The following is a 25,118-nucleotide window of genomic DNA, read 5'->3' on the forward strand; positions in this document are numbered from 1 at the left end:
CTGAGTCGTGTTCTGAGCAGTTGATACAGTGAGCACGGGTCGTTATGTCGGTTTTGTTTCGTGCGCGTCGTCGTGATGATGGTCAGGCTCAAAGAGACCAGTGCGCAAGCCCCAGATTGTGTGAATGACGCGGGTTGCGAGAATCCCCGCTGTGAAGCCGACGACGAACGCCCATCCGACACTCAGCACCTCCGTCTTTCGGAGCACGAACATCAGGAGCATCGAGACGCCGTAGTACACGGGTGAGAGCGCAAGGCGCTGGAGTTGTACACCCGTTGCGTCGCGAAAGAACGAGCCTCTGTGCCGCTTACCCCTTGGACGGTTGGGGTCTGGCATTGGCATGGCACGCGGTGGCTTTGCTCTGCCTGCGTGGTTGGCAAGCCAGTGGAGCGTGTAGTAGAGCGCTACATCGACGAGCCCATCGATAACCGCGGCTGTCACGGTGACCGCCGCTTCCTGGATGCTTTTAGATGTACCCGAGAAAAGACTTTGGACCCACGGCGAGATCCATTCAACGGGCAGCTTAGCGATTGCAATAGCAAGCAGACCCGATGCAACAAGATTGAAGTTGATGTTGATAATCCGGTGCTTGCGGTAAGCTTTAACAAGACGTTGTGGCATGCTGACAATCCTACGCCTTGTATTCGGATGTGCGGGCTGATGTATTCACTGACATTTTCGTTACGACGTCAGATGTGAACAACCGAGCACGTGCGACAGCAACAGCCTCAGGGTTCCTGTCACCAAGAATCCACGAGCGTCCCAGTTTTTGCGCAGCGACACCGGTCGTTCCGGACCCGCACACGGGATCGAGCACAATGCCATCGTTCGGGCAACACGCTGAAACCAGCATCGAAAGAAGCGCGATGGGTTTCTGCGTTGGATATCCCACACGCTCGGTACTCATGTTGTTGATTGTTGGGATGTCGATGACATCGGTTGCTTTTTTCATTTGTCCCTGCATGCGCCTGCTGGTCGCTGGCACCATCGGGGGCGTGAAGTGGTAGATCTTTGGGTTGATGCAGTACAGCAGGATGTCGTCGTGCTTGCGAGCGAACCTGCGTGGTGACGATCCGCCGAGACCGTACTGCCAGATAAGATGGTTCACAAACCGGTTTTCGCCAAGGAGTTCATCGAGGAGCAATCGCGCGTGATGGGATGTGCGCCAGTCGACATGGAGCAGGATGAGCCCGGTGTTTTTTATTGAAGGGAGCGTTGCAGCAAGACGCTGGCGCAGCCACGCGACCCAGTCTTTGGTGGCAGGCCAGGTGTCTGTGTAGCTCCCAGCGTGGCTCGATTGTGTGATGCCCGTGTTGAACGGCGGATCCGCGTAGAGCAGATCGATGCTCGCGGGATCGAGTGAGCCAGCAAGGTCGAGCCAGTCTGTGCACTGGATGGAGTTGCGATAGATCATGCGGCGAGTGCCCTGTTAACTCTGTGGCAACGGTATGCGCTATAGAAACAGATAAGAGCAGCAACCAAACTCATGATGGCAGTACGGGTTGATGATCGTGCTGCTACATTTGTAAACAAGTTATAGTCGTTCAATACTGGGGCATTGAAGTATCTTGCTATATCCCAGATATCGTTACTGCGTAGCTCAAAGCCATCTTTGTTGATAGTTTGGATTATCTGCTCAGTGTTTAAGCCGCCGTTATTGTTCAGGTCTTCAACTTTCCGCGTAGTCTGATCAAGTATTTCCGAAGATCTAATTGCGATCAGCGAGTGCCATCGAGCAATCTCCAGCACAGACATGCATGAAAACAATAGCAAACCACAGCCTAGAACCGCGAGTACCCGTGTTGGTGCATGTGAGATAGTTTGGGTCGCATCTTGCATGAACACATCGTATTCGTGCAATTTTGATTCGGAATATAGATATCACACATGCTGCACGCTTGATGCCGCCTGTGCTGGTGCTCGGCCGACGGAATAGTACGTGAACCCGTGCTTGGTGAGCATCTCAGGTCTGAAGAGGTTGCGGCCGTCGAAGATCACAGGCTGATTCATCACGTCGTGCAGACGTTTCCAGTCCGGGCTCTTGAACTCGTCCCAGTCTGTCGAGATGACAAGTCCGTCAGCACCTTGTGCGCACTCGTAGATATCGTCGGCGATGAACGGGCCGGATCCGAGTTCCTTCGCAGCGTTCTCGGCAGCAACCGGATCATACCCCCGCACGTTCGCACCGAATCCGAGCGCCTTGCGTATGAGGGTGAGAGCGGGCGCTTCGCGGATGTCGTCGGTGCGGGGTTTGAATGAGAGTCCCCAGAAGGCAAGGGTCTTGCCGGAGAGTCCATCCTGGTCCTTGTAGTGGTTTGAGATCTTCTGGAAGAAGAGCTCGCGCTGGTGCTGGTTGACCTCGTGGACGGCGCGAGAGAGCTTGGCCTGCCTGCCAGCCTGATCACCCATCATGATGCACGCGAGCGTATCCTTGGGGAAGCACGAGCCACCGTACCCAAGACCGGGGTACAAGAACTGATTGCCGATGCGCTTGTCCGCGCACATGCCCTTGCGTACCTGCTCGATGTCTGCGCCGTATGCCTCGCAGAGTGTTGCCATCTCGTTAATAAAACTGATCTTTGTTGCGAGGAAGTTGTTAGAGGCGTATTTCACCATCTCACTCGATGGGATCTCGAGAATGAAGATGGGATGGCCGTTGCGGACGAACGGCTCGTAGATTGTGTTGAAGAAATCCGCTGTCGCCTCTTCTTCAACGCCACAGACCACGCGGTCGGGCTTGTTGAAGTCTGTGATGGCGTCGCCCTCCTTGAGAAACTCGGGGTTGTTTCCGATGCGAAACGGGATGCTGGGGCCGACCTTCTCACGGATGCGCTTGCCCATTGCCTGCGTCGTGCCGACTGGGACGGTGGATTTCATGACAACGATCTTGGGCTTCTGGTTCGGGCCGAGATCGATGAGCACGTCTGCGATGTCGTCTGCAGCGGCGTGAATGTACTTGAGATCGGTATGACCTCGATCGTCGGATGGTGTGCCGACACAGATAAAGATCGCATCTGCATCGCGATATGCCTCATTCTTGTCGGTTGTGAACTGAAGGCGGCCTGACTCTGTGTTGCGGTGCATCAGTTCAGTTAGGCCCGGTTCGTAGATTGGGCACTCACCACGCTTGAGCATCTCGATCTTGCGAGGATCGACATCAAGGCAGACAACATCGTTGCCCGTGTTGGAAAAACACACGCCAGTGACAAGTCCGACATATCCGGTGCCAACCATTGTCAGTTTCATTGCACTCTCCAGTTCTGCGATGATGCAGAGTGTACGTCGGGTTCCTGACGTTCGTTCATTTATGGAGTGGAAACACTGAAAAACCCCGACCAGTCCGATAGACTTGCCGCTATGACCACACAGGTAAAGACACAGTCGGGATCAGCAATCGAGATGAAGCCGAAGAGGAAATCGAGCAAGAAGCAGAGTGTTGCGGATCGGGTCGACAAGCACGTGTGCTACGAGCTTTCGGTGCAGGATCCCGAGCCCGAACTGGAGTTTATTGAGAACACGTTCGAGGAACTCAAGGGCAGGAAGCTGAAGCATCTGCGCGAGGACTTTTGCGGAACGGGAAATACGAGTTGCGCGTGGGTCGCCAAGGGGAGAGGGCGGACCGCCATCGGGCTTGATATTGATCAACCCACACTTGACTGGGGAGTTGCAAACAACCTCTCGAAGTTGAGCGAGAAGCATCAGGAACGTGTCAAACTCGTGAACTGCGATGTGCTGGAACCGACCGATGATGCGTGCGGCGCGGATGCTGTTGTGGCGCATAACTTCAGCTACTGGTTGTTCAAGGATCGAAAGACATTATGTGCGTACTTTGCAAAGGTGCGCGAAACACTTGCCGACGACGGAGTTCTTTTTCTTGACTGCTATGGCGGTTGGGAATCTCACGATGTGCTGGAAGAACCGAAGGATGTGGAAGTTCCCAAGAGTATGGTTGCGCTCTTTGGTGGTGACACCTTCGAATACATCTGGGATCAGGATGAGATCGATCCGGTGCGGAACAACATGAAATGCTACATCCACTTCAAGTTTCTCGATGGATCGGAGATGCGTAAAGCCTTTTCGTATGACTGGCGCATGTGGTCGATTCCTGAGATTCGTGAGTTGCTTGCAGAGGCTGGCTTTAAGAAGTCCACTGTCTACTGGGAAGGTGTCGAGGAGTGCGCCTGCGGCAAGGACGATTGCGATTGCGAATGTGAGGGTGACGGCATCTTTGAGCCTGTCGAAGAGGCCGAGACGTGCCAGTCATGGATCTGCTATCTCACTGCTGAAAAGTAAGCAGCCATTATTGTAGTGACAGGTGTGTACAAAGATCGTTGAGCAGTGATGATGCACCTAAGCGGAATCGTGCTGGCGTGGTTGCCTCGTTGCCGAGCACGTCGCGAACCAGATCAAGGTATGTCGCTGCGTCCTTTTTGGTGCGAACACCACCAGCAGCTTTGAAGCCGACGACATGACCGGTCGCCTTTGTGTGATCCCTGATTGCTTCGAGCATCACGCGAGCCGAGTCGAGTTCTGCGCCAGCGGCTCCTTTTCCCGTACTGGTCTTCAGAAATGCGCCGTGACAGTTTGCCAGGTGCAGCGCGCTGAGGACGTGTTCAGACACGCTGCATACAAGATCGAGCGAGTTGAGTTCGCACGTCTCCAGAATGACTTTGATTGTTGCTTCGGAATCTGCGTGCGCACATCGCGAAGCCATCTCTCGAACTTCCCTTGCGATAGTAATGAGATCACCCGAGCGTGCCAGTCCGCGATTGATAACAATATCGATCTCGTCAGCACCGTTCGCAACTGCCCACTCGACCTCGGCGAGTCGCACCGAAAGGGGAGATTGTCCGTGAGGAAACATGGATGCGACGCAGGCGACTCGAACCATAGAACCAGCGAGTGTTTCCTTTGCTGCGGGGACGAAGTTGGGAAACACGCATACAGCAGCTACCGGTGGAGCTTTGTGCTCTAGTGATGGTGTTGCGGCGCGCTGGCATAATGCACGCACATCGGTCTCTGTGTCGATTGCGTTGAGGGTTGTCAGATCAAGCACGCTGATGAGGTGGTGGATTGAGTCGATGTCAGGCATGTGGTTTCCCTTTGTTGTGATCAAGTGATCGTAGAAACGCGGAGACTGCTTCACTGCACGCATTCAGATGGTCAGGATGAGTCCATAGATCCATATGCCTCCCATCGGGTATGGTGATGAGTTGCCCGTGCGATGCAGCATCCGCGATTGCTTTGCCGTCACTGAGCGGGCAGATCTCGTCCTTTGTACCGTGAAGAACCAGCAAAGGGCAGGTGATTTGTCGAGCGAGTTCGACACGACTGAATCCTGGCCAGCGGACCCCTGTGCCCCCCTGAAATCCGGCGAGTGGGATTGCTCCAGGCACCAATATGCTGCCGGGGAGCTCACGGCGGTTGAGAACATTGATGGCTGGTGTTTGTGGGTGAATGTACGGCGCTTCAGCAATGACACCGGCGACGCGCGACGAGTTTCCGGTGCAGAGTGCGGCAGCTGTCGCGATACTGATTCCAGCCCCCATCGACCAGCCAAAGAGCATCACGCGATCTTCAGGACGCGTTGTTTGTGAGACAAGTTCGACGAGATGCTGATATTCGCGAGCGCCGAGGACGCACGCTCCGGAGGTATCGCCGAGTCCAGGTGGGTCCCAGAGCAGGATGCGTGAGCACTCGGGGAGAAGCGCTGGCACACGTGACAATGCAACCCATTTGGAATCTGACCATCCCGGTGTGATGATCACTGTTGTGCCGTCGGGCTTGTTGCCAGCGATATCCCAGACTTTGAAGACATGCGATCTGCGGGTGTTTGGAAGTGTGTGTGTGAACTCCCATTCCTCCCACGCGGTTGGTTGCGGCACAATATCGGCTGGCGAGCCGGGAGATTGTCTGGAAACAGCCCAAGCGTAGGTTTTTCTGGGAGGATGACGCAGACCGTGCGCAACCATACACACTGCTGCGATCCAAAGCAACAGCAATCCCAGCAGCAGGAGCACACCAAGTCCGAGCATACCGAATCATTGCTGGTGTGAGAACAGAATGCGGGTTTTTCTCAGAAGAGATTCTTGATGTCATTGAAGGTGACAACGATGAACATCGCACCGATCAGAGCAATTCCTGCCATGGTTGCGACATTCTGGATGATGATCGGCACCGGTCGTTTGGTGATCATTTCAATCAGAATGAAAATTGCCTGGCCGCCATCGACAATTGGTAATGGGAGAAAGTTGATAACTGCGAGATTCACGCTGATAAGGGCCATAAAGAACAGCAGAGGAATGATACCGAGGCTGACGATGCGCGAACCAACGTGCGCGATCCCAACCGGGCCCTTTAGATGCTCAACCTTGACGGTTCCCTCGAACAGGCGTGCAAGCGTGAGGTAGGTATAAACCATCACGCGTCGTGTCTCGTGCACACCTTTTCCAATCGCATCAACAGGCGATGATGCCTTGACCTTGTAGTCGTACGGTGCGAACACCGCTTCCGGATAGAAGGGCACAGACCAGCCGAGCGAAGCGATCTGACGCGACGCATCCTCGTCGATATGGAGAATCACAGTTTGTTGAGTCGATGCGTCACCCTCATCATCAGGTATCTGGATCTCCATTGTCACTTCGATCGCGCTGGATCCCGGGAGCGAATCGTCACTTGTCTCAATCGCATCCACAATCTCGCGGCGCACGTCATCAAGCGTGTGAACAGATGTGCTGTTGATCGAAAGAATCTGTGAGCCTGCGGGCACATCTGTGTCGGCACGTACACCGAGCTTGCCAGCTGTCAACTTGAGCGGGTTTGCGTCTGACCACAGAGGCATCGCCAGAACAGTCGATTCATTGCTTGTGTCTCCAACGCCAAACCCGATCGAGCCCTTGCTGGAGACAGGGCACTGGAGCGTGATGCGCTCGCGCTGCAGCAATGGACCATCACCACGCAGCACCACGACTTCGATGTTCTCGCCCGCGTGTTTGCGGATCTCGATGACACCTTCCGGGTAACTCGGAAACACAACGTCGCCGATCCGTGCAAAGACATCTCCGTCGCGAAGCCCAGCCTTGTATCCGCGGGCTCCATTTGGTTCGTCCTTGTCAACGATTGCTCTGAGAACGGGGACCAGTCCAGCCAGATGGTCAACCTCGAAGATACTTTGCGCTTCAAGACTGCTGACCGGTGCTGTCTGGTAGATGGGGCTTGGTGTCACATGTGCAATGGTCGTCTCACTCGAAGGCTGCCGGAACACAAGCTCAACCGGGTTTCCATGTGACGCAGCAAAGACTGATGCAATAGACTGCCCAGCTGGAAGATCGGTGAGGCCGTTTGCACTGACAAGTTGCGCCCCGGGCTCAACTGCGCCCAAACCAATCTTGTCACGCACAAGGTTCCACATTTCACGCTGTTGATCGTTCTCGACTGCACGGACTGTAGTGGTAACAGCGGGTCCGACTCCAATCGAGAGCAGGCGGGTTTCCTTGTCCTGTTGCGGCTTGATCTCAAAGACGACGGTGTCTGCAACACCTTTTCTCTCGACGCGCATGTCGACAGAACCGCCGGATCGTGCAATAGCTGAAGCAAGACGCAGATCATCGAATGATTGCGGCCTGTTGCCGTTGATGCTGACAACGCGATCACCCGGTTGCAGATGTGCAGCCTCACCATCGAGCCCTAGTTCTTTCGCATTCGACGCGACAGTCAGCGCCGCGGGCTGCCCTTGAACAACTGTGCCGATAATTGCAGGGTCGGCCGGACGACCGACCATGAACACAATGATGAACAATGCTGCTGCAGAGATGAGATTGAATACGACACCAGCAGAGATCACGACGAGGCGCTTCCATGGCGGGCAGTTCTGGTAGCTGTCGGGCTCATTGGAAATGGCATTCGGATTGAGATCCTCCTGCCCAAGCATCTTGACATATCCGCCGATTGGGAGCGTATTGAGTCGATACTCGGTTGGACTGATCTCAGCAAGCTTTGCTTCTGCCTGTTGTGCGATATCGGGGTCGGTGCTCTTTGCCTGTTCCACGAGCTTTCGCACGTACGGCTCGGTTGTACCTTTACGGAATCCAAGCCCTTTGCGGTAGGAGCACACGGCATTGCCCATCCCAATCGCGAACGCGAGCACGCGGATCTTTGCCCACTTTGCAGCGAGGAAATGTCCAAGTTCATGGATGAAAATGATGCTGCCAAATGCCAGCACAATCACAAGGATGTCAAATGCACGTTCGAGCATAAATCGCAAATCTCCCAGCCTCAAGTATAGTTCGTTTCCAGCAGTATCGATGTTCGATGTTCGGCAGATGAAAGGATCGGCACTTCCCCAGCTTGTCCTGAAGGAACTCCGGATTTGTGCAAAGAAATGGACCCGGGCTGCAGTGCAACCCGGGTCCGATCAACTGTCTGGCTGATTCTCAATCAGTTTCAGTACTTCACACCGCAGCCGTAGGACTTGGTGGAAGTGACTTCGATTGTTTCGCCACGCTCAATCGAGAGCAGTGCGTTCTTGACGTAGTTGATATCACCGACTTTGCTTGCGGAGCGGTCGTTATCGATAGCGCCAATGTACGCGAGTGTGCCGGTTGCCTTTGTATCGCTTGCTTCTGATGCAGCTGACTTGTTCGGCGTGATGATGAACATATGAGGCGTTGTCTTTGCGCCGTACATCTTGCCAACTTCGCCGGTCTCGTCGAGCAGCACTGGATACTTGATGCCATAGTCTTCGATAGCCTTCTTGTTGCGCTCAACGCCAGTGCCCTGGTTCCCCTTGGCGCCCGAGTTGATTGCCAGCCACGTGACCTTTCTATCCTTGAACATGTCGTATGTTTCAGCCATTGTCTTGTTGTGCTGATGGTGCTTCTTGACGATGGGGCAATCCGGATTGAACCATTCCAGAACGACGGTATCACCGCGATCAAGATAGAACTGCAGGGAATGCTCCTTGCCTTCGGTGTCAACGAGTTTGAAGTTCATTGCCTGCTCACCGACCTTCGGGGGAGCCTTGGTGTCCGGGTCGGTTGTTGCGCTAACGCTTGTTGCGATCATGGCAGCGCCAGCAACGGTGCAGCCGAGCAGTGCCATGGCGTTACGACGTGAAAAAAGTTTCATTCCAGTTCTCCTTCGGATCTGAGATCCAGTGATAAACAAATCATGCGATGTGCGCTGTGTGCGCATCATTCGGGGTGTGCATAGCCCTTTGTGTCACCCCAGGGAAAATCAACCATATACATCCGTTTGGTGCCATCAGGATATTCCCATGACAGGACGCCCTGCAGCCTGAAATCACTCTTGAGCTGGTCGGTTTCGAGGCGAACCTCGAGATCTTCGCCACGCCGTTCAGTGTCCTGAATCGGGCTGACAAGGTTCGCACACTTGTTGCCTGGGAAAAAACGAACAATCTTCGCGTTTGGCACGACAGCGAGAAACGATGAATCATTCCAACGCAACTCCATTTCCAACGCACGCTCAGTACCGGGCTTGGGGAGTTTCCTAGGCAGAGTTTCCCGCATCTGTGCAAAGAGTGAGGCGTGCTTTGACCTTGGAGGCTCTGTCTCTCCACGTGTGATCGGGATGTATGTCTCAAGTTCGGCAGAGCCTGGCAGACACGCTTCCTTGCAGACAAGCCACTCCACGTTGGCTTTGACATACAGATTTGCAACCTCGCCTATACCCTCTGGAACGTGGATGGTCGAGATGAGCAGCACCTTGTCTTCGTACACAAAGTCGAGGATGTCGCCGGGTTGGAGATGGCGCTTGGGCACAGGCCACTGAAGTGCATCGGCGCGAACGCCGTTGGGTAGTTCGAATGATACCGAGACGGGAAACCCGGTGTCGTTCTTTCCGTTCCAGTAGGTATGCCAGCCGGGCTCAATATCGAGGAGGATTCCAACATCGACGGTGCTTCCTGCGCGGACTGCATCCTGTTCTGCTATCAGCGTTGCGTGCACGAGCGAGTTTCCATCGAGCATCTCAAAGTCAGGCTGGGCCAGAGCACGTACGGGTATCATCCATGCAGCAGTTGCAACGAGCAACACAGCACAGACCATGCGAAAACCTGGAATCTTGGCGCTAGACAGGCGAACCATGAGGAAATGCTCCTTGGGGGTATGAACGAGGGAGTCGATCGAGATATTCTTCGCGTATGAGAAACTGCAGGATGTCCCATATCTGTCTGTTCGGAATCATGATTTTTGGCTCAGGAGTGCTGGTTGGGTGCGACACAAGCATTTCGGATCGCAACATCCGGTTTATGCCGGGCGAGCGGGTGCAGGTGCTGTGGGCACGCCAGCAGAAGACGGATGGTACCGCAATCTTCGTCGATCCACGCTCTGGAAAGAAGTTTGCATCGGGGCACATCGCGGGTGCTCAGAATATCAAACTTCCACAGGTGCCCAAGGGGGCCCCGATTGACCCAACCATTGGACGGTACGACAACATCATCGTGTACGGACTCAACCCGGGCGATGTGGCTGCTCGTGCGATGACAAAGCGCCTGCTGACAAACAAGTACGGTGGCGTGTGGTTGTACTCGGGTGGTCTGCAGGAATGGCAGCAGCAGGGAGGCGAGGTGGAAGTGAGCGAGCTCGAAACACAAGAGCAAAGCAGATGAAACGCCTTGTTGGTGTTGATGGGTGTCGGGGCGGCTGGCTGGTGGTGGAGCAGAACTATACCGGGCGGTCTTCGGTCCGCTTTGCGCCTACTGCATGGATTGCACCAACGATTGCGCATGTCATCGGCGACTTTGAGACAGTGGCGGCAGCAGTTATTGATATTCCGATTGGACTCCTTGATACCAACCGTACTGGCGGTAGAACGTGCGAGCAGCATGCACGCAAACTTCTTGCACACAAGTCGAGTTCCATCTTCAACTCGCCCGTTCGCGCTGTGCTTGAGTGCAAGGACTATGACGAGGCTCGAGACGTCTCTATTGCATCGGGCGACATTGGCAAGAGCCTGACAAAGCAGACATGGAACATTGTGCCGAAGATAAAAGAGGTAGACTCGTATCTTCGATCGCACCCGGAGGTGCTTGTCCGATTGTCTGAAACTCAGTCAGAACTCATCTTTCTGGCGATGAATCGTGTTGTGACCGGTGGTGGATCGTTGGTTAGTTCCAAGAAAACCCGTGAGGGCAGATTGGAGCGTGAGAGTTTGCTCCGTGCTGTCGGGTTCGAAACGATACCGACAGTGGGGGATATACCGGGTTCGACTCGCGCGCAATGTGTGCCTGACGACATTATCGATGCGTGCGCGTCACTCTGGACCGCAGACCGTTTCTACCGAAGAACCTGCGAACATGCGGGTGATGCTAATGAACGGGATTCGTGCAGTCTCCCCATGCTGATGCGGTTTTGACGAAGGCTTCAGATCATAACTGCGATGTATCTCTTTGGGTGGTAGCTAAAACGATTGGCTGTTGGCCTTAGCGAAAGACTCCCGCAACCGTTTTTGATCCCATGCGAATACTTGCCTCTACGGTTCGGGCTCGATCGGTTGTTTGCTGCGCCGGGCCGAAGGGATGCTTCGGGGTGTTTGGGTAGCGTTTGGTCATCTGATAGTGTGTCAGGTTATCGAATGCCCAGTTTTTGTATCAGAAAGGGCATATCCTCGTGTCACAACTCACACAATCGCCTTCCACAGGAACGGGGGCCCAGATGAGCGTTGGCCACGAAGCCCATGCAGATGCGAGCCATGTCGGACATGTCGCATCCATCCAAAAGAAGAACGACCCTCACGCGACACGTTGGGGCAAGTTCCTGCTTGCGACGATCAAGCTTGAGTCGTCTGACCTTATTATGAAGACGGGGCAGAAGCCGAAGCTACGCATTCGCGGTGCGCTCAAGCCGCTCGATACCGAGGCGGTCGAACTCGAAGAGTTCATGCAGATCTGTAATGCGATCCTCTCAAAGGAACAGTGGGACGACTTCCACAAGTTTGGGTCGGTTGACTTTGCGTACGACTACGACGACCACAACCGTTTCCGTGTGAACCTGTTCCAGGCACGTGGCAAGATCTCAGTTGCTGCACGTCGCATCACCTCAAACATTCTCCCGTTCGAGGGTTTGCACCTGCCTCCAATTATGTCCCAGATCGCTATGCAGCCGCAAGGCCTCGTGCTGCTCTGCGGTGTGACAGGTTCCGGTAAGTCGACAACGATTGCATCAATGCTCGACTATGTGAACGCGCGCAAGCCGGTGCACATTGTGACGATTGAAGACCCGATCGAATACATCTTCGAGGACAAGAAAGCCACCATCAATCAGCGTGAGATCGGCATCGACTGTCTGGACTTCAAGATCGCGCTCCGCGCGCTTGTTCGTGAAAACCCGGACATCGTGCTCGTCGGTGAAATGCGTGACTCGGAAACCTTTGAGGCTGCTCTCATGGCAGCAGAAACCGGTCACCTTGTGTACGGGACCATCCACGCGTCGAGTACGACACAGACATTCTCACGAATCTATGGCCTGTTCCCGCCGGACGATGTGCCGCAGGTTCGCAAGATTCTGGCGTATCAGATGCGTGCGTTTGTGTACCAGAAGCTGCTGCCAACCCTTCACGAGCACATCCACCGTATCCCGGCGATCGAGATTCTCATCAACAACTCGATCGTGCAGAAGTATGTGCTTGAGAGTCGTGAAGGCGAACTCCGCGAGTACATCAACGCCATCGAGGCGCAGCAGGCGGGCAACAAGGACTTCAACCAGTCGCTGGTCGAACTGGTCGAGGGTGAGTACATCTCCCTGCGCGTGGCCGAAGAGGCTTCGCCGAATGTCGACGAACTCCGCATGAAACTGAAGAAGCTTGGCTGAGCCAGCTTCCGACCGCTCCGACAGTCTGCCTCTTCTGGCCGCTGTCAAGACATCCTGCTCGGAAAGCGGATGCTGGTGCTGATACACTTCCCTTCGCTCGCAGCGGGGCCGCTCGTCGTTTCCCGTCAGGGCGATGCCAAAGTCCTGCACACTTGTGCAGCTAACAGACCGGAGTGGATCTGAAACACTTCAGTCGAGTTCGCTGAATCCGTGGAACCTGTCAGAAAGAACGAGACCGTACACGATGACCAACCTCCTCTCGATTCAGAGCATGACGCTCGCAGAGTTCACCGTTCTGGTGTCGCCGTGGAAACCGATTCTCATGCTTGTGCCGTTTGTTGCGTGGGCGTGGTTTCTTTCCACTGTGATTGATAAGCAGGCGGATCGATTCCACCTCGGTCGGAACAAGTGGAACGCATGGCTGATTTCAGTTGGTCTTCTTGGCTTTGTTGGGTCTCTCCTACTTCCGATTGCAAGTGCATTCACATTTCTGATCTCGCTTGGCATCATTGTTGTTGTGCTTGGTGCCTCTCTGATGACGTTCATCTCTGTGACAAACAAGGACCCGCGCGTCCCCGAGCACCTGCGTATCCGTTTCGATACCCAGAGTTGGAAAGAAGCAAAGGAAGCAAAGCGAGAGGCAAAGCTCGCTGGCAAGGCGGAACTCACGATTACTGGTCCTGGCAAAGTACTCGTGCCTGTGCCGGAGGGAGAATCGGAAGCGTTTGTTGTCCGTACAGCCGCAGAGCGAATCTATATCGAGGGAAGAAATCGGCGTGCTACACAGGTCGATGTCGCTCTTGTTGCAGAGGGCAAGTATGGTGTCTCTGTATTGGTTGACGGTGTTCCAACAGCGGTGGAACAGCTGCCCGCGCAGGATGCCATACGAATCATCGATTTCTGGAAAGCAGCATCTGGTCTTGATGTTGCTGATCGCCGAAAGAAGCAGGTTGGAACTGCAAAGGTTGCTCAGGGGCCTGACGAGCACGAGATCAGTGTAACCACCAGCGGAGTGCCCGGCGGCATGCAACTGACGATGGTGTATGACCCGTCAAAGGCTGTGCAACTCAGTATCAACAATATGGGGTTTTCCGATACCCAGCTCAAGACACTTCGGTCAATGGCAGAGGTTGGCAAGGGCGGACTGGTGCTCGTTGCGGGCGCAGTCGATGGAGGCCGTACAACACTGCTCTACGCGTTGACCAAACTCCACGATCCGTACACACTCAATATCGAAACCGTCGAGATTGATGTCGAAGACGATCTCGAAGGTGTCCGGCAGAACGTGTGGGTTCCCAAAGCCGACGGTCCGGACTTCGGAACCTTCGCACGTTCATCGCTCCGTCGTGACCCGCAGGTCGTGACTGTGATGGAGATGCCGGATCAGGCAACAGCAAAGGTGGCGAGTGCACTCGATGACACCCGTACCCGCTTGTACCTTGGACTGCGTACCCGTGACACGCTCAAGGCGCTCCAGACGTATGTCCAGGCGGTTGGGGATGTTGACACCGCTGTAAAACCGCTTGCCGGTGTCGTGTCGGTCAGGCTGATGCGCCGTCTTTGTCAGAACTGCCGCCAGCCATACAAGCCGGATGCAGCGATGTTGCAGAAACTTGGGTTGCCAGCGGACCGTGTCCAGCAGTTGTTCAAGAAGGGTGGACAGGTCCTTATCAAGAACAAGCCCGACATCTGCCCTGCATGCAATGGTTCCGGTTACTTCGGCATGATCGGCGTGTACGAACTGATCCCGATTGAAAAGGCAGAGCGGGAACTTATTAAGACTGGGAATCTGCCAGCATTGCGTGCTTCAGCCAAGAAACGTCAGCTGCCCACGATGCAGCAGGCAGCAATTTTGCGTGCTGTTGAGGGGGTCACGAGCGTGGAAGAGGTGATGCGAGTGATGGCATCCTCGTCGTCTGGTGCCCCTTCACAGGCCGCCACGCAGGTGAAGGCTGGCGCGTCCGCATAATGGCGGCATGCGTTGTATCGCATCGGAACAGAACCTTTGCCGGAGTTGTCAGTAATACAGGTATGAGTTGGCGTGCGAGGACATCTGAAGCACGTCGCAGGGCATAGAGCGACAGAGGAGTATGCCATGGGATTTTTAGGAGTTGCCCTTCCACTCGCGGTGGTGCTGTTTTCACTGCTGATGTGGATGAATCGCGGGTTTTTCTCGGCCGCAATTCACTTGGTCTGTACGATCGTCGCTGGTGCGATTGCGTTTGCATTCTGGGAACCACTCTCACTCATGCTTCTCGACAAATCTCCGCAAACCGGATTTGCAAGCGTTTTACGCGATGTTGCCTGGGGTGTTTCGCTGTCTAGTGTCTTTGTGGTCAGTCTTGTTGTGCTTCGCGGCGCTGTTGACAGCATTGTGAGAAGGAACGCGAATGTTTCCGATCAGGCGAACACGATCGGCGGCACGCTCTGTGGCATCGGATCTGGCATCATTGCGTCAGGCATCATGACGCTCAGCATTGGTTCGCTTCGTCTGGGAAGCGACTGGCCTACCACGGTCACATATAACGATCTTGACGCACGCGGGAGTATTGTGTTCAACTCCGGCATTATGAAGCCATGGACAGACGAACTCACTGCGAAGTTCTACGGCATTGCATCTGCCGGTGCATTCAAGCCTGTCATTGGTGGTGATAGTCTCGCTCGCTCCTATCCAGAGGGGGTGCATGTTGTTCCATCCTCGCTGCGTGTGTCGTTTGAAGGTGGCAATGGGAGAAACACTCTCAAACGGGGTGATCTGACGCTTCGGAAAGATTTCAGTTATGTTGTTGGTGATGTGACCAATGGCACTCCCATGGGGCAGTTGCTCAATACAGACAAATGGGTTTCCTCCCAGCACAAAGCTGTTCGTTTGAACGGGGAAGAGATTACTCGCGGCTACCTGATCGGTGTTGCGATCGACTTTGGTCCGGGTGCAAAGGAGACCGGTGGTGGCTCTCAGGTGCAGATGACCAATGCGCAGGTGCGGCTCGTTGCTGAGGATGAGAACGGTGAATCCCGGTCCTATTTCCCGGTTGCGTGTTTCTCGGCATCAAGCGGATCATCAACTGGCCGAGTAGGCCGCTGGAGGTTTGACCAGGGTGATCTTGATAACCCAATGGTCATCACATCAGTTGGCGGCAGTTCGAATACGCCGTTTACCTTTGAGTTTGCAGTTGATGCTGGCTTCCTGCCACACGCAATCTTTGTGAAAAATGTACGCGTTGACATCTCAAATACGATGCAGGAACTACCCAGCGATCGGGTGTTTGCCGCAGTCAGCACAGACAAGGGGCGGGATCGCTGGATCAGCACCATGTACGATCCATCCGACACCGACAGCACGATAGCTGGAGAAAACGCGGTCGCAGTTCGTGAAATCATGATCCGCCCGCAGAATGAAACACGCGCCAACCGCGGTGAACTGCTTCAGGACATTGGCATCACTATCCGTAACAGCATCGGCTTCATCATCAAGAAAGGTGTTGAAGGATCACTCCAGGTCTCATCGGACGCAGGCAAGATGGATATTGTGAATGGTGAGCAGAAGTTCAGCAGTGAACAGTTGAAAACAGTCGGTGTGATCGAGAAGAGTCTCCGAATCGGCACCTTCCAGGAGTCCGATGGTGTTCGCGTTGTTCAAATGGATGTCAGTGTTGGTTCCCGTCTTGATCTTCTTGGTCCGTACTTTGAAGGGGTCAATCGAAATCAACCAATCCGTCTTGTCGATGAGAATGGAACGGCATACGACGCCATCGGTTTTATTTACCGAGATCAGGCCGCATTGACACATATCAGGTTCACACCGTCTATTCCGCTCAAGTCGATCAATGACATCCCGAGTCGTCCATCCATTACCAATCCGGATGGCAAGCTCACGATTATCTTCCGTGTTTCACGCGGCGTGAACATCCGGTTCCTCCAGGTCGGTGATTTCACTATTATGGACTTCTCGCAGGCTCCGTGGCCTGTCTGATCGAGTGCATTTGCGTTGAGACCAGTCGGGTAAACTTGCCGAGCGGCGGTCGATCGCCAATGCTTGTGAAGTGACCACAGAACCACACAACAAACCGACCCGGGACCTCGGTCTCCGGGTCGGTGTTGCTTTGGCGAGTGTCCTCCCCAGCTTTCACCCGAGGCACATGCCTTTCATGGCAAGACTGAACTTCAGCCGTGAGGTTCTCAGCGCTGCAACGCTTCCATTTATTACCGCTGGCATTGAGGGGGCAATTGCTGGCGTCTTTGTTCGAAATGCCTTCGAGCATGTCGTGAGCGATGATTATCTCAACGCGCTCACCACACTCGTCGCTTCCTCGCCAGCACTTTCAAACCTCAGCAGCCCCATATGGCGACGGATGCTTCGCGGGACAGATCGTCCGCGCATTGCGGGTATGCTCTTGATCTTCATTATGCTTTCGGTGGTCATGGTCTCAACCGCACAGATCAGTACGTTCGGCGCAGTCCAGGTTGTGGTTGCTGTGATCTTTGGTCGCATACTCTGGACGGGATTTATCTCTGCCCGTGCAACAACGTGGCAACTCAACTATCCTCGGGAGTCCCGTGGGCGCATTACAGGGAAGCTCGCAACCGTACAGACGCTCACGATTGCGGCACTGGGATGGACACTGGGAAAGGCGCTTGACTACGAACAGAACGCGTTCCGTGTGCTCCTTCCAGTTGGCTGTGTGATCGGATTCGTGACTGTATGGACATGGCTGCGGATGCCCGTACGTCAGAACGCAAAGCTCCGGCGCGATGAGCGAGCGATAGCAAGCAACGCGGATGCGAGGCGTTCTCTCACGATCTACCAGATTCTCAAGACAGACAGTGCCTATCGATCGTACATGATGTCGCAGATGATGATGGGGCTTGGAAATCTCATCATGATCGCGATCAGCCCTGTCATGGTGAAAGAGGTCTTTCATCAGTCCTACTCGGGCGGTATTGCGATCACGAACACGCTGCCGCTTCTCATGATGCCGGTGAGCATACCCATCTGGGCACGACTACTGGACAAGGGGCATGTTGTGGCGTTCAGAGCGGTGCACAGCTGGGTGTTTGTGACGAGCCAGACGTGCATGGTGCTCGGATACTGGTTCCAGGAAATATCACTGATCTACGCGGCTGCAGCATTTCAGGGCGCAGGATTCGGTGGGGGAGTGCTTGCGTGGCCTCTCGGTCACATGGACTTTGCACCGCCGGAAAGGGCCGCTGACTACCTCAACGTCCACGTTTGGCTCACGGGATTACGCGGACTTGTTGCCCCACTCATTGCCTTCGGCGTCTACAACGGCCTGAAAAGCCTGCCTGAGAGTGAGCATGTGCCAAGCCCGGTGTCACTTGCTTCCAGTGGCGTGTCATTCCTGTGCCTTCTGCTTGTGTTTTCTGGTGCGATTGGGTTTGTAAGGATGTGGCGCAAGGGGGAATATGGTCAGAAGCATCGCGAAGAACAGCCTGCGAGGGAAGCTCGCATCAGGACCGGCATCTGACATGTCAGGTCACTACGCTTTTGTATGAGTGCCAAGCAGAACCCAGTCGATCTTCGCAGCGACACAGTGACCAAGCCCGACCCTGTCATGCGCGAGGCTATGGCAAACGCGCAGGTCGGTGACGATGTGCTTGAGGGTGATCCAACCGTTCGTGCGCTGGAAGAGCGCGTTGCTGCATTGTTCGGTAAGGAAGCTGCGCTGTTCGTCCCTTCCGGCACAATGGCAAACCAGCTCGCGCTGCGATCACAGACAAATCCCAGTGAAGCAGTTATCTGCCATGAGGAGAGTCATGTCATCTTCTATGAGACCGGCGCTCCCGCTGCGATCTCTGGTGTGATGTGCGCTGCGGCTCGTGGGAAACAGGGCATCTTTGATGTAGACGAGATCAACAGACTCTTCCGCGATAATGAAGCTCACAATGCGCCAACAACACTTCTGGTTCTCGAGAACACGCATAATCGTGGTGGTGGATCAGTCTGGCCGATCGAGCAATATGCCCGTGTCTGCACACATGCAAGAGGGCGCGGGCTTCGTGTTCACCTTGACGGCGCACGTATCTGGAACGCTGTCGCAGCAACAGGTATCAATGAACGCGAGTGGGGGAAGCATGCAGACTCGATCTCGTGTTGTTTTTCGAAAGGGCTCGGTGCACCGATTGGTTCAGCACTGATTGGTGATAATGTAACCATCACAAGAGCACGACGGTTTCGCAAAATGCTCGGTGGTTCCATGCGCCAAGCGGGCATCATTGCCGCAGCAGCCATGCACGCTGTCGAGCACAATCGGGCTCGGTTGAAGGACGACCACAGACGAACCTCACGACTTGCTGAGTTGGTGTCATCTTCTGCTCATGCGAGGATTCATGAAGGGTGCCCGCAGACAAACATGATCTACTTTGATCTTGTTGGAGATTTCCCATCTGCAGCGGAGATGTGCAAGGTCTTTGGTGAGGCGGGAGTGTTGATGCTGCCCGAGGGTATGAGCACGATTCGTGCGGTATGCCACTTGCACATTACCGATGATGATATTGAGCGGGCTGGGAACGTGATCGTTAACACGCTTGGTTGATTAGGTGTTATGAATCGAAGGAAAAAGGCTGTGAAACCCGTGAGAGTTTCACAGCCCCTGGATCCCGCGGCCGGCTGAGTCTGCTCTTCAGCCGGGGAGCTAAGCTCCGAGAGCCCGCGGAGGTTGCGCCGATGGAATGTATCTGAACCCTTCAACCTCGATACTGTCTTTGTATCGATTGATCTCCTCTTGTCTCCTACAACTTGTAGAACACATGAATAAACGACACAGATGCGCCAAAGTTCCAACTGGTGTCAGATTTTTTGGAAAATTCTTGATCAGTTTCAAGGTCTTGGCACTTTTGGTCCAGAATGCGAAGAATTGTGAGCCACTGTTGATACCCAGTCTCAGGACACTCGGGTCCGTGTAACAAGCCGACGGCAGACGTGGCCAATTCCCGTCATGACCTCAAGCCCTGTATGCATTATCAGCATCAGCCTGAGCCTTCGCACAGTCGCATCATCGGGGTCGACCTGCCTTGCCTGTCTGACCCAGTACCGTGCCCGATTCCATTGCTTTTGGCGAATGCTTGAGAGGGCAAGGTTGTACATCGGGCCAACCATCGTCGGAGCGAGCCTGAGAGCCCGTCTGGCAGCATCTGAGGCACGCTCATCGTCACCGGCCTGGAAACACGCAGCGCTAAGCAGATGCATTGCCTGAGCCGCCCCCGGCCGGCGCTCCAGATTGACTTTGGCAGCCCTGACGGCTTCGGCTGCAAGTCCAGCATCCATAAGAAGCCCGGACAGGTGCTCGACAGCTTCGTCGCTGAACAGCTGTGGCTGATTCCGCATGAGGGTGTGTTCAGCAAGCAACAGCTCACGAGCCCGCTGAAGATCGCCCTGCGCATTCCGTTTCAACAGAATCTCACCAAGCCGTCGACGCACACCAAAGACCTCGGGGTCGAGTTTGACAAGGACATCAAAGAACTCAATCGCCCGTTCGTTATTTCCAACATGCAGCGCCAGTGACGCAAGCAGGTCATGAGCCTCAAGATGATCCGGCACCAGTTCAAGCACCTGGCGGAACTTCTCGTCGGCTTCGGTCACACGGCCAAGCTCACGCAAGACCTTGCCCAGCCCAATCATTGCCTCAATCTTGCCTGGATGGGTTCGCACTTCCTTCAGGAACAACTGGCGAGCCCGTTCAAGCCGGCCTGTGGATGCAAACACCTCGGCTAGCCGCGACCAGACGCCCGGCAGTCTTGGGTCGATCTTTCCAGCCTCACGCAAGCACCAGATCGCACGCTCAGGAAGCCCTCTGGCGATAAGTGATTCAGCAATTGCGGCGTGAAGATCTGCAGAATCATCGCACGTCTGCTGGGCTAGATAGTACACCACTTCAGCCTTGTCGTGCTCTCCCAGCCGCGTCAGTGCAGCGATGTGCTGCACGAGTGGCGTTGGATCATCAGGCACAATTGATGCTGCTTTCTCAAACCATGAGATACTTGCAGCGTCGTTGCCCTCACGGGTGTGCATCATCCCCACCATAAGTGGAGCAGCTGAGTGGTCTGGCGAGAGCTCGTGCGAGCGGATGAATGCCCTGCGCGCGTCTGCATGCCTGCCCGCAGCATCCAGCGTCAGCCCCAGGTTGAAGTGCCACTCGGGTTGGTGGGGATCAATGGACAGCGCATAGCGAAGCTCGGACTCCGCCTCGTCCCAATGCCCAGCCTCGAAGAACGCATGTGCACGTTCAACGTGGTGTTCAGCATCATTCCACTCGCCCATTGCCACAGATCTACCTCGCAGTGCGCCATGATATTTCGATCACGTCATTGTTACCGATTTGCCGCAAGGATTCTCGCTGATCCATCGGTCAAGACGATACGATAGCTGTACGCATCGTATCAGCTTGCCAGCACCTGCGCATCCCTGATTGGGATGCCAGTCTGTTCCACATGTTTGTTTTCCACGCCAGCGATATTTCCTGATCCAATGAGTTTGACCCATGCCACAATCCGAGCACTTTGCATCGTTGCGGTATGTGCTTTTGGACCAATAACCACACAAAGTCTGGCACAACCGAGTTCTACAGCCGAAACCTCGACCGATCCCAGCCCAAGGGATATCCTGCTTTCGATAGACACGTCTGCCACCGAAAGGGCCTCCGCTGCGACCCGTCTCCTTGAGAATGAGCAGGTAGAACCTGGTTCAGCACGTCAAGCGATTTCCGAAGTGCTTCGATCTGACATCGGTCGCGACCCGATGCTCCGTGCCATATCGAGTCGTCGCGATCGACCAGCTTGGATCGTTTCAGAACTGTCGTCACTTATGGATAGCGTGCCCGCAGGGAAACGGCAGACGCTATATTCGACCATATCAACGGTGGTCGACTGGCAACTCGCAAATCTGCTCCTCCGCGATGCGCAGGGTGATTCTCCACTTGCCGGCGATGCACTCACATCTCTCTACGCGATGGTTGGTATGCGTCGGGGGAGTGAGCAAGATCTTGACACAATAGCCAAGTGGATGGAAACGTCACGATTGTTGAGCGAGCCGCAGTGGTATGCAGAGGTTGCCGAAAACCACGCAAGAACGGCAAGAGCGCGGGCGGTCGATGTGAATAACGCGCTGACCGAACTCATTGCAAGTTATCGAATGAGTTATGATCTTCTGAAGGATTCTCCCGAAAAACGTCCAGAACTTCTTCTCCGATTGATTGAGCACGATCGTTCCGAGGTTCGTGAGTTCGGCTATACCCTTGCTGAGCGCGAGTTGCAGGCTGCACGCCAACTGGGTGATGCGTTTAACAAGCGTGTTGCTGCTCAACTTGTCCATCCGTCAGCAACCACGCGTATGCTCGCTGCACGCCTGCTTCCGAGGCTTGGATTCGATGACGGTGGCGCCGCGCTGGCGGAAGGGCTTGCGCGAGAAACAGATCCAAACGTGGCAGCCGCGATGTTGGAAGCGGTAGCGCAGCGATGGAAAGTGTCGATGATGGCTCCGTACGTGGTTCGATGGATTGCCGAGCCTTCTCCGGCCCGGATGGCTGCGTTTGATGCGGCACGTGCTCTGATTGACGCGAGCGCCATGACGGACGACTCACAGATTGACGCGATTCGACTCGCGCTCTTTCACGTGCGAAGTTCTCTCCCGACTCCAACCACCGCGGCTCTGATTGTGTCCCTCGGGACCGATGAAGATGTCCAGAGCCTTGTCAATCATCTGGCATCCCTTGCCGATGCAAGTGCTTCTCAGCTTGATGCTCGTCGAAACTTTGCGCTGCTTGCTCCGATTGTTTGCGTTCGTCCAGAGTGTGCGGACATCCTCCGAAACGCTGCGAAGACTATGCCGGAAGTCTCTCCTTCTGCAGCCCGTGCGATCTCGCTTGCATTTGAATCGGACGAAGCCGCGCGAATCATCGCATCTCTCAGTTTCCAGTCATCACGGGCAAAGCAGGTGGCCCTTGCTCCGGTTCTGGAACCGCTTCCTGATGCAGCGTGCGCAGAGGTTGTCGCCGATCTTGATGCCGAGACAAAGATCCCGCTGTTACGCACGCTGCTTGCGCGCCCTTCGGTCGGCGGACTTGATGCAGCCAATGAGTTTGCGATCTCAATACATGTGCAGCTTGCCGAAGCACTTCTGCATCAGCGTGATCCACAGGCTGCACTCGATACGATAATGGACCTGAGCCCAGCCGACGATTCAGCACATCGAGACACTCTTGTTGCTGCGCGTGCACGAGCACAACTGGCTCTTGGCAACACCGACGAGGTGATACGCATGGGAGTGCCTCCCGAGCTATGGCTCATGGGATTGCGCGAAGCCTATTGGGTTCGACGAAGTGATGTCCTGCACATTGTGGACGTTATCAACAATCGCTTTGAGAAGCCGGAACTGACACCAGCGCAGTGGAACGAGGTTGCTTTTTACGGCTACATGTCGGTGCAATCACAACTTCCACCACAACCAACACCTGAAACCAACAACGAGCCTGTGCCGGTATCACCACCCGGTACATGAACTTCAGTGAAGTAATGTTGCAAACGCTGGTATAAACACTCAGCCCTTTGGCTTGCCTGATGGACGCAAGCGCCAGAGCAACGATGAAGATTTCGTATTGGCTTTGATCACTGGCTGGAAATGCGGAATCGCGTCTGGTTTTTCCAGAGCACGAAGTGCTGCAGTCGCAGATTCAAATCCTGCAGCAGGATCGAGCCCTGCCTCGATCCACGTATCAAGCGAGCGATCAGATCGACCGCGAACCGACTCCATGCGAATCCGCGGAGCTTCTGCCGAGAGCCCTGTAATAAGCGTGTATGCCATCTCAACAATGGAACGAACCTCGTCCGCTCTATCGAACAGGCTGTCGTTATGTATGCCTTCGACCGTGCGACGGAATCCGTACAGGTCGATGATCAGTGATCCATGCGGATCAACAAGTATCTCGTCAAGTGAGAGTGGGCCGTGCAGCAGATCACGATCATGCACAAACTGAAGTGTTTCAAGGAGTTGCACGATAGCGCGCCGAACCTCGGGCACCGGCATGCGTCCCTGCTTCTGTCCGAGCAGGCGTGACATTGTCAGCAACCCATCATGCGTGGCTGGGTATGGCGTTACCAGCAACGCCGAATCTGTGTTGCCGTCGAATGCAAACTCCATCAGCGAGAGCAGATGCGGATGCTCAAGAGCAGAGAGTTTTTCGAATGCAGTAATGAATCGACGCTGATCTGTTTTCTTCGCGAATCCTTCAAACTGATACAGCATGAACGGACACTGCCTGCCCTCGTGGAACGCAAGCCAGCGCTGCCCCCATCGGGAAGCGGGAAGTACACCGGTGATTTTGTACGGACCGACCATGGGTGATCCGGAAGAGACTGGTTCCAACGTCGAGAACTCCGCGTGGGGCAGAACTTCAGCCCACAAAGCATCTTGTGCATCTATGCTGGCAGACGGGAAACGTTCAACCAGTGAGATGAGCGGGAACAATACGGCACTGAAATCGGCCTTTGCAAGCAGGAAACATCCCCGTTCGATACAATTCCGAACATTTTCCAATCACCCGTCAACCGGTGAAAATCGGCACTGCAACGGCAACCTGCGTCGATTCACATGTCACCTATACGTCCAATACGCCAGCCGGAGGCCCTTTCTGCGCCACCCGATCACGCGATATCATACCTCTGACGCTTGTCAGACCCTCTCAGGTCCGTCCACAGGAGAAAACCGATGACGACCACCTCGAACGCATTCGACACCGCTCGTGAGGTCCACGAGGCCCTCATGGGGTATCGTAAGGAGTTCAACGAGAAACTGGCAGCGGTCCCCGAAGAGCCAGTCAACGACTACACCTTCATGCAATCCGACGGCACAGAGATCTCGCTGGCTGACATGTTCGGCGATAAAGCAGAACTGCTGGTCATCCATAACATGGGCATCGGATGCAACTACTGCGCGCTCTGGGCGGACGCGTTCATCGGACTCTCACGCCACATTGAGCAGCGATGTGGGTTCTACCTCTCCAGCCCCGACACACCCGAGATCCTGACGAAGCGGATCGCCGATCGTGGCTGGCCGTTCAAGTGTGTGTCTGTCAAAGAGAACACGTTCGCACGCGACATGGGCTTCCAGGGAGCGACCGGCTACTACCCCGGCATCAGCGCGTTCCACAAGAAGCCGGACGGCTCCATCGTCCGCACAGGCGCACGACAGTTCTGCCCGGGCGATGACTTTTGCGGCATCTGGTCCGCGTTCGACATCATCAAAAGCGGCGCCAACGGCTGGGAACCGAAGTAAACACA

At 54.9% G+C, this 25,118-nt stretch carries 21 protein-coding genes; 10 read left to right on the forward strand and 11 right to left on the reverse strand.

Translation table 11 applies throughout. The features are described from left to right. Positions 1 to 42 precede the first annotated feature (42 nt). The 4 genes from H6815_11825 to H6815_11840 are packed head-to-tail and all read right to left on the reverse strand — an operon-like array spanning position 43 to position 3,246. Complete coding sequence (locus H6815_11825) at positions 43 to 621, reverse strand: hypothetical protein (protein ID MCB9861128.1); 579 nt, start codon at positions 619 to 621, stop codon at positions 43 to 45. A 10-nt stretch (positions 622 to 631) separates the two neighbouring features. Further along, on the reverse strand, positions 632 to 1,414 hold the full coding sequence (locus tag H6815_11830; protein MCB9861129.1) for a site-specific DNA-methyltransferase: 783 nt from the start codon (positions 1,412 to 1,414) through the stop codon (positions 632 to 634). Next, positions 1,411 to 1,839, reverse strand: a complete 429-nt coding sequence (locus H6815_11835) for a hypothetical protein (GenBank protein ID MCB9861130.1) — start codon at positions 1,837 to 1,839, stop codon at positions 1,411 to 1,413. Before H6815_11835 ends, H6815_11830 begins: the two co-directional genes overlap by 4 nt. Before the next feature lie 42 nt (positions 1,840 to 1,881). Continuing rightward, complete coding sequence (locus H6815_11840; GenBank protein MCB9861131.1) at positions 1,882 to 3,246, reverse strand: UDP-glucose/GDP-mannose dehydrogenase family protein; 1,365 nt, start codon at positions 3,244 to 3,246, stop codon at positions 1,882 to 1,884. A 111-nt stretch (positions 3,247 to 3,357) separates the two neighbouring features. Between H6815_11840 and H6815_11845 the strand changes: the two genes are divergently transcribed. Continuing rightward, positions 3,358 to 4,293: a class I SAM-dependent methyltransferase gene (locus H6815_11845; GenBank protein ID MCB9861132.1), complete on the forward strand. Its 936-nt coding sequence runs from the start codon at positions 3,358 to 3,360 to the stop codon at positions 4,291 to 4,293. 7 nt (positions 4,294 to 4,300) lie between these two features. On the opposite strand, the gene deoC is transcribed toward H6815_11845, so the two are convergent. The 5 genes from deoC to H6815_11870 form a co-directional block, all read right to left on the reverse strand. Then, positions 4,301 to 5,092: a deoxyribose-phosphate aldolase gene (deoC, locus tag H6815_11850; GenBank protein ID MCB9861133.1), complete on the reverse strand. Its 792-nt coding sequence runs from the start codon at positions 5,090 to 5,092 to the stop codon at positions 4,301 to 4,303. Further along, positions 5,085 to 6,035 carry an alpha/beta hydrolase gene (locus H6815_11855; protein ID MCB9861134.1) on the reverse strand — a complete coding sequence of 317 codons (951 nt, stop codon included), beginning with the start codon at positions 6,033 to 6,035 and terminating at the stop codon, positions 5,085 to 5,087. Before H6815_11855 ends, deoC begins: the two co-directional genes overlap by 8 nt. Before the next feature lie 41 nt (positions 6,036 to 6,076). Next, positions 6,077 to 8,254, reverse strand: coding sequence for a site-2 protease family protein (locus H6815_11860; protein MCB9861135.1), 2,178 nt, complete (start codon positions 8,252 to 8,254; stop codon positions 6,077 to 6,079). Between the two features lie 188 nt (positions 8,255 to 8,442). Next, positions 8,443 to 9,126 carry a redoxin domain-containing protein gene (locus H6815_11865; protein MCB9861136.1) on the reverse strand — a complete coding sequence of 228 codons (684 nt, stop codon included), beginning with the start codon at positions 9,124 to 9,126 and terminating at the stop codon, positions 8,443 to 8,445. Positions 9,127 to 9,191: 65 nt separating this feature from the next. Then, on the reverse strand, positions 9,192 to 10,103 hold the full coding sequence (locus H6815_11870) for a hypothetical protein (GenBank protein ID MCB9861137.1): 912 nt from the start codon (positions 10,101 to 10,103) through the stop codon (positions 9,192 to 9,194). Positions 10,104 to 10,201: 98 nt separating this feature from the next. Between H6815_11870 and H6815_11875 the strand changes: the two genes are divergently transcribed. From H6815_11875 to H6815_11905, 7 genes are all read left to right on the forward strand, one after another. Next, entirely contained in the window at positions 10,202 to 10,627 is a 426-nt protein-coding gene (locus H6815_11875) for a rhodanese-like domain-containing protein (protein ID MCB9861138.1), read from the forward strand. Further along, positions 10,624 to 11,373, forward strand: a complete 750-nt coding sequence (locus H6815_11880) for a DUF429 domain-containing protein (protein ID MCB9861139.1) — start codon at positions 10,624 to 10,626, stop codon at positions 11,371 to 11,373. The genes H6815_11875 and H6815_11880 overlap by 4 nt, the downstream gene beginning before the upstream one ends. A 299-nt stretch (positions 11,374 to 11,672) precedes the next feature. Beyond that, positions 11,673 to 12,827 (forward strand): PilT/PilU family type 4a pilus ATPase, encoded by a 1,155-nt coding sequence (locus tag H6815_11885; protein MCB9861140.1) that lies wholly within the window; start codon positions 11,673 to 11,675, stop codon positions 12,825 to 12,827. A gap of 244 nt (positions 12,828 to 13,071) precedes the next feature. Continuing rightward, positions 13,072 to 14,796 carry a Flp pilus assembly complex ATPase component TadA gene (tadA, locus tag H6815_11890; protein MCB9861141.1) on the forward strand — a complete coding sequence of 575 codons (1,725 nt, stop codon included), beginning with the start codon at positions 13,072 to 13,074 and terminating at the stop codon, positions 14,794 to 14,796. Positions 14,797 to 14,922: 126 nt separating this feature from the next. Beyond that, a complete protein-coding gene (locus H6815_11895; GenBank protein MCB9861142.1) occupies positions 14,923 to 16,800 on the forward strand; it encodes a CvpA family protein in 1,878 nt (625 codons plus the stop codon). A gap of 175 nt (positions 16,801 to 16,975) precedes the next feature. Then, positions 16,976 to 18,313 (forward strand): MFS transporter, encoded by a 1,338-nt coding sequence (locus H6815_11900; GenBank protein ID MCB9861143.1) that lies wholly within the window; start codon positions 16,976 to 16,978, stop codon positions 18,311 to 18,313. 24 nt (positions 18,314 to 18,337) lie between these two features. Further along, on the forward strand, positions 18,338 to 19,381 hold the full coding sequence (locus H6815_11905; protein ID MCB9861144.1) for an aminotransferase class I/II-fold pyridoxal phosphate-dependent enzyme: 1,044 nt from the start codon (positions 18,338 to 18,340) through the stop codon (positions 19,379 to 19,381). A 347-nt stretch (positions 19,382 to 19,728) separates the two neighbouring features. Here H6815_11905 and H6815_11910 read toward each other — a convergent pair whose 3' ends face one another. Next, positions 19,729 to 21,105 (reverse strand): tetratricopeptide repeat protein, encoded by a 1,377-nt coding sequence (locus tag H6815_11910; GenBank protein MCB9861145.1) that lies wholly within the window; start codon positions 21,103 to 21,105, stop codon positions 19,729 to 19,731. Positions 21,106 to 21,702: 597 nt separating this feature from the next. Here H6815_11910 and H6815_11915 point away from each other — a divergent pair. Beyond that, entirely contained in the window at positions 21,703 to 23,340 is a 1,638-nt protein-coding gene (locus H6815_11915; GenBank protein ID MCB9861146.1) for a hypothetical protein, read from the forward strand. Between the two features lie 39 nt (positions 23,341 to 23,379). Here H6815_11915 and H6815_11920 read toward each other — a convergent pair whose 3' ends face one another. Continuing rightward, complete coding sequence (locus H6815_11920) at positions 23,380 to 24,204, reverse strand: protein kinase (GenBank protein ID MCB9861147.1); 825 nt, start codon at positions 24,202 to 24,204, stop codon at positions 23,380 to 23,382. Between the two features lie 342 nt (positions 24,205 to 24,546). Here H6815_11920 and H6815_11925 point away from each other — a divergent pair, with 342 nt between their 5' ends. Beyond that, complete coding sequence (locus H6815_11925; GenBank protein ID MCB9861148.1) at positions 24,547 to 25,113, forward strand: DUF899 family protein; 567 nt, start codon at positions 24,547 to 24,549, stop codon at positions 25,111 to 25,113. The last annotated feature ends 5 nt before the right edge of the window (positions 25,114 to 25,118 follow it).

The sequence above is a fragment of the Phycisphaeraceae bacterium genome (assembly GCA_020639155.1).
Classification (GTDB): domain Bacteria; phylum Planctomycetota; class Phycisphaerae; order Phycisphaerales; family UBA1924; genus JACKHF01.